Here is a 5,937-nt window from a genome sequence, read left to right as displayed (position 1 = left end):
TTGCCCGTACGGCTTGTCCCTATAACCTTGGTAGGCTATAGACAAGTCAAGAATACAGCTGCAGTTTGTTGATACTGCTACCCCAAGAACAACAAGAACTTACTTCTTCCAAGATTGGTGAAGTTTGACCATGTGGTCAAATCTCACGACAAGTCAAAGCCTGATGACCATAGCAAGTCGGTCCCACCCCTTCCCATCCCGAACAGGACCGTGAAACGACTTTGCGCCGATGATAGTGCTGCAACCAGTGTGAAAGTAGGTTATCGTCAGGCTAGTTATATGAAAAACCCCACCAGATGATTCCGGTGGGGTTTTTTGCTTTGTAGGGCTAAAACCTGCCCGTTCGGATCCTCACTCCAGCAACTGCTGCACCAGCCGCGTCATCTCCTCGAGCCGGTACGGCTTGCGCAACAGGTGATTGCGCCCGAGGATCTCGTCGTCCGCGCCGCCTTCGCCCGGATAGCCCGATGCGAACAGCAGCTTCGCCTGCGGCAGGTAGTCGGCCATTGCCACCGCCAGATCCTGTCCGCGCACCTCGCCGGGCATGACCAGGTCGGTGAAGACGAGATCGATCGGCAGCCGCTGGCGGATCATGCCCAGCGCCGTCTCGCCGTCCGCTGCTTCGAGCACGCACAGTCCGAGCTTGCGCAGCACCTCGACGCTGACCTGTCGCACAGGCGCTTCGTCTTCCACGACGAGCACGGTCCGTAGGGAGACAGGCGCCGCTGCGGGCGCCGCTTCCACCGCGGCCGCCCGCAGCAGCGGAAAGTACATGCTCGCGGTCGTCCCGCTGCCGGCCACGCTCGCCAGCTCGATCTGCCCGCCGCTTTGTCGCACGAAGCCGAAGGCCAGGCTCAATCCCAGGCCGGCACTGCGCCGGCCCGCCTTGGTCGAGAAAAAGGGTTCAAAGGCGCGCCGCTGGACCTCTTCGTCCATGCCGGCGCCGTTGTCCGCAAGGCGAACGCGCAGGTAGCCCGGTGCCTCGTCGGCCTGGGTATGCCCCGGCAGGTGCGCCGCGTCGGCCGTCACCTCGAGCCAACCGTCCTTGTCCATGGCTTCCGCCGCGTTCTGCACCAGATGCAGGATGGTTCTCTCGAACTGGGCCGGATCGACGCAGGCCTGCAGGCCGTCGCCGAGCGACAGCGTGAGCGCATGTCCGCCCAGGGTTTGGCGGATCGTGCCTTCCATGCTGCGCAGGTGCCGGCCCACATCCAGGGCCAGCGGCGCAAGCGGCTGCCGGCGCGCGAAGGCCAGCATCTGCGAAGCCAGCTGGGCGCCGCGGCGCACGCCTTCGGAGGCTGCTTCCAGGCGCTTCACCGTCCGCTCGTCGGCGCGGTGCGCCACCCGCAGCAGCTGCAGGTGCCCGTTGATCAGCTGAAGCACATTGTTGAAATCGTGGGCCACGCCGCTCGTCAGCTGGCCGATCGCTTCCATTTTTTCGGCTTCGTGCAGCGACGCCTGTGCCCGGGCCAGCTCGTGCGTGCGTGCGAAGAGCTCGGCCTGGCTCGCGCGCAGCGCCTCCAGCGCCCGGTCGCGTTCCCGGGTCGCGCGATAGGCACGCGCGTGCGCCAGCAGGCGCGCCGCGAGTTCGACACGGTCCGGCCACTTCACCAGGTAATCGATCGCTCCCGCCTCGAAACCGCTCGCCTTCACGCGCGGACTGGTGTTCGACGACAGCATGATGATCGGCACCTCGGCCACGCGCGGATCCTGCTTGAGGGTGCGGATCACTTCCAGCCCGTCGATCAACGGCATGTGCAGGTCGACCATCATCACGGTCGGCGCGAATGCCAGCGCCGTCTCGAGCGCCCGCGACGGATCCTGCTGGTATTCGAGCACGATGCCGGGTTCGTCCGCCAGCATGCCGCCGACGAGGTCCGCATTGATCAGGTGATCGTCGATCAGCAGGACCCGGGTTTCGGTCGTTTTGGTGAGCATCTTGTCCTGGCGTGGTCTTATTGAAGAGTCTCGCCCGCTTCGAGCATCGCCTGCGCGATGCTTTGTTCGAGCTGCAGCAGATCGTAGGGCTTGGGCAGCACGATGATGCCGCTGTCGGGCGCAACGCGCACGTTGTTCCCCTCGCCCGAGGTAAGGATCACGCGCAGCATGGGGCGCATCGCGATCGCCCGCGCCGCCAGCTCGAGGCCGGACAGGCGTGGGAGCTTGAGGTCGGTGAAGAGAATGTCGACCTCATGTTCGTTCAGCAGCATGAGCGCATGTTCGGCCGAGCCGCTGCCGCTGGCCGCATGGCCGAGCGCCGCGAGCAGCTCGCAGGCCAGCTCGCGCGTGTCCGGATCGTCTTCGACCACCAGAATGCGCTGCGTGTCATCCTGCGCGGACGGGATCGTGCGCACGATGTCGTCCGCGACCGCCGGCGCCGCCATCGGCACCGACAGCGTGCTCGCACCCAGCTGGCTGCGGATCGTCTGCGCCAGTCGCTCGCGGCTGAAGGGTTTCGGCAGCAGCTCGATCGCTTCGTCGAAGGAGGTGTCGGGCAACTGGCCCGAGGTCAGCAGGATACGCGTGCGCGGCGCGATGTGCCGGCACTGCGCCACCAGCGAGGCGCAGTCGACCGCGCCCGGCATCGAGAGGTCGGAGAACAGCAGGTCGACCGGCATCCCGGACTGGAGCACGGCGAGCGCCTGCTGTCCGCTCCCGGCGCCGACCACCCGGTAGCCCAGGCCGGCGAGCAGCTCGGTGGTGGTGGCCACGACCGCCTCGTCGTCATCGACCACCAGGATGGTCTCGTCGCCGCCCGGCACGCGGGCCACGCTCACAGCCTGTACGTGCAGCGCCTCGCCGTCGGCGCGCGGCAGCAGGATCGTGATCGTCGTCCCATCGCCCGGGCTGCTGTCGATGCGGATCTCGCCGCCGCTCTGGTTCACGAAGCCGTACACCATGCTCATGCCCAGGCCAGTGCCTTCGCCAGGCGCCTTGGTCGTGTAGAACGGATCGAAGATCTTGGCGAGGACTTCCGGCGTCATGCCGCAGCCCGTGTCCGTGATCGACAGGCACACCTGGCCTGCGGATGCCTCGCCATTGCTGACGCTGATCACCAGGCGCCCGCTACCGCCCATCGCGTCGCGCGCGTTGATCGCCATGTTCAGGATGGCGTTCTCGAGCTGGTTGCGGTCCACCCTGGCATGCCAGAGTCCCGGCGCGCGGCGCAGGTCCAGCACGATCCGGTCGCCCAGCGCGCGCAGCAGCAGCGACTCCATGTCGGCGAGCAGGCGTCCGAGGTCGGTGGTCACCGGCTGCAGCGGCTGGCGGCGTGCAAATGCAAGCAGCTGCGAGGACAGCTTCGAGCCGCGTTCGACGGCCGCAACGGCGCTCGCCACGCGCGCACCGAGCACGCTGCCGATCCCGTCGAGTTCCATCAGCTGCAGGTTGCTGGAGATGATCTGCAGGACGTTGTTGAAATCGTGGGCCACGCCACTGGCCAGCTGGCCGACCGCTTCCATCTTGTGGGCCTGGCGCAGCGCATCCTCGGCCTTGGCGCGCTCGGCCTCTTCCAGTACGACCTTGCGCTCCAGCGAGTGGTTCAGTTCGCGCAGCGCCGCCTCGGCCTGCCGCAGGTTTTCCTCCGTGCGTTTGCGCTCGGTGATGTCGAGGGCCACGCCGAGGTAGCGTCGCTCGCCGGCAATCGTGCTCGGCACGGCTTCGCCGCGGCGTGCGATCCAGCGCCGTTCGCCGTTGTCGGCACGGGTGATCAGGTATTCCGAGTAGCGCAGCGGATTCGATTCGCTGCCGATGCGGTTCGGTCCGGCAAGGTGCAGGCAGGACGGGTCGACGCGGCTGAGCAGCAGGTCGGCGGTGACCTCGATATCGGGAGCGAAGCCCCAGATGTGGCGGTAGGCATCCGACACCACCAGCTTGCCGGTGCTCGGGTACCACTCGAAGGTCCCGACGCCGCCGGCTTCCTGCGCGACACGCAGCCGCTCCTCGGTCAGCGCGTGATCGGTGACGTCGATGCCTTCGACGAAGATGCCGTGAATACGGCCGTTCGCATCCCTCAGCGGCTGGTAGACGAAGTCGAGGATGCGGCGCTCCATGTCCTGGCCGTTGCCGCGGTCCAGCTGGACCTCGAGGTTGCGGCCATGGTAGGGCTCTCCGCTCGTGTAGACAGCGTCGAGCAGCTGGTAGATGCCCTGTCCATCGAGTTCCGGCAGCGCGAACCGCACCGGCTTGCCGAGGATCGGGCGCTGCTGGACCAGTTTCAGGTAGGCGTCGTTGGCAAGCGCGAACACGTGTTCCGGGCCGGTAAGCACCGCCATGAAGCTCGGCGCCTGGCGGAACAGAGTGTTGAGGAAGTCCATGTCGCTGGACAGGCGCCGGTTGGCCTGCTCGAGCGTGATGCGCAGGGCGTCCAGGTCGCTGTTGACCTGCTCGAGATGGCTTTCGTGGCGTTCCCGCTGCTGTGTGCTGTGTACCCGCTCGGTCGTCTCCAGCACGGTTGCCAGCACCCCGCGCACGACGCCGTGCTCATCGACGGCCGGACCGTAATAGAGGTCGAACCAGATCTCCTCCGGTACGCCGTGACGGTCGAGGACGAAGCGGGCGTCGCGAAAGACCCGTTCTTCGCCGGCAAAACAGGCATCGAAGACTTCCTTGTTGAAGTCGTGGGCATCCGGCCAGGCGTCCAGCACCGAGGTGCCGAGGACCTGCGGATGCTTGCTGCCGCACACCCGTGCGTAGCTGTCGTTGTAGATGAGGATACGGTCGTCGCCCCAGATCAGGGCCATGCCGGCCGGGGAGCGCAGGACGACGTCGGTCAGCGTGCGCAGGGTGGCTGGCCAGCTGTCGAGGGGACCGAGCGTTGTCGCGCTCCAGTCCCGGGATCTAATCAGCTCGGCCGCTTCGGAACGCGAAGCGGGCCAAACGATCTTGCTCATACTGCCTCATCTGGTCGAAGGCGAAGCTCGCCAGGGCCACGTTACGGACAACGTGTCCGCACTAGGTTGACAGTGTAACACTGGAAACTGAGCGGTCAGTGGCTTTTGTCTGTATGCCAATGCCATGATCAGGCGGTCTGGGCGCCGCCGTTGACGCGCAGTTCCAGCTTGTTCCAGAAGCGGTCATGAACCGGAAGCAGCAGGACGTTGCAGACCGGTTCGAGTACCGCGGCCATGCCGCCGAAGGCAAGCGAGCCGGTGGCAACATACATCACTGCGAAGGCCACACCCATGTGGAGAGCGGTCTGGCTCAGTTTCTCGGCAGCGATGCGCAGGTAGCGTTCACCTTCGTTCAGGGCGCGCGCACGGACGGCGGCCCACGCCTGCTCGTGCAAGGGGAGCAGCAACACATTGATGAGCGGTTCGATGACGATCGCCAGTCCACCGAAGACGACCGAGCCCGTCACGGCGTACGCGATAGTGAAGGCGATCGCCATGTGGGTGATGACCTGGCTGGTTTTCTTGGCGGCGATGACCATGCTTGCTCTTCCTCTGCTTCGTTAGCACTGCTGTACGCCAAATGATATCGATTCTCATTCATAGCTAAAAGCAAATTTAATCAAAGGATTTGATAGGTTCAGGCTATTGCTCGGCGCGGTCCGGGCGAGGGCGGTACTGTGGCGCATTCACATACTGCCCACTTGCGCTGCATACTAGAGTTTTGCTATAGTCTCGTTTCTTCGACGCACATCGCAGCTTTCAAAGCAGCGACAGCGAAAGAGAAAAAAGAGGGGCTTGACGATAAACGCAGAACACCGCATAATCTCGCTTCTCTGCTGCTGACGAACACAACGCTTCGCACGGTGCAGCAAGGTAGTACAGAACAACAGTTCTTTAACAATCAACAGTCGATAAGTGTGGGCGTTTGATGAAGGTGCCAGCTGGGTTCGCTCAGCTGCATACTTAAATTATCAAATGTTCACAAAAGTATTAAGCGTTGTCTCAGNAATGAGATAACGGTCAGTATCTTGAGTGAGCGACTCCG

3 protein-coding genes and 1 rRNA gene are annotated in these 5,937 nt (G+C 64.3%); 1 reads left to right on the top strand and 3 read right to left on the bottom strand.

The window, feature by feature from the left end:
• The first annotated feature begins 159 nt into the window (after positions 1 to 159).
• Positions 160 to 272, top strand: a 5S ribosomal RNA gene (rrf, locus tag YWC_RS0126650).
• A gap of 79 nt (positions 273 to 351) precedes the next feature.
• On the opposite strand, the gene YWC_RS0126645 is transcribed toward rrf, so the two are convergent.
• The 3 genes from YWC_RS0126645 to YWC_RS0126635 form a co-directional block, all read right to left on the bottom strand.
• Complete coding sequence (locus tag YWC_RS0126645; RefSeq protein WP_027868074.1) at positions 352 to 1,938, bottom strand: response regulator; 1,587 nt, start codon at positions 1,936 to 1,938, stop codon at positions 352 to 354.
• A 17-nt stretch (positions 1,939 to 1,955) separates the two neighbouring features.
• Entirely contained in the window at positions 1,956 to 4,892 is a 2,937-nt protein-coding gene (locus YWC_RS0126640) for a response regulator (protein WP_027868073.1), read from the bottom strand.
• Positions 4,893 to 5,020: 128 nt separating this feature from the next.
• Positions 5,021 to 5,431 carry a DUF2061 domain-containing protein gene (locus tag YWC_RS0126635; protein WP_027868072.1) on the bottom strand — a complete coding sequence of 137 codons (411 nt, stop codon included), beginning with the start codon at positions 5,429 to 5,431 and terminating at the stop codon, positions 5,021 to 5,023.
• Positions 5,432 to 5,937: the final 506 nt, after the last annotated feature.

This window comes from Massilia alkalitolerans DSM 17462 (genome assembly GCF_000427785.1).
GTDB lineage: Bacteria > Pseudomonadota > Gammaproteobacteria > Burkholderiales > Burkholderiaceae_D > Telluria > Telluria alkalitolerans.
The sequence above is the reverse complement of the archived record's forward strand: the minus strand, read 5'-3'. Positions and strand labels throughout refer to the sequence as shown.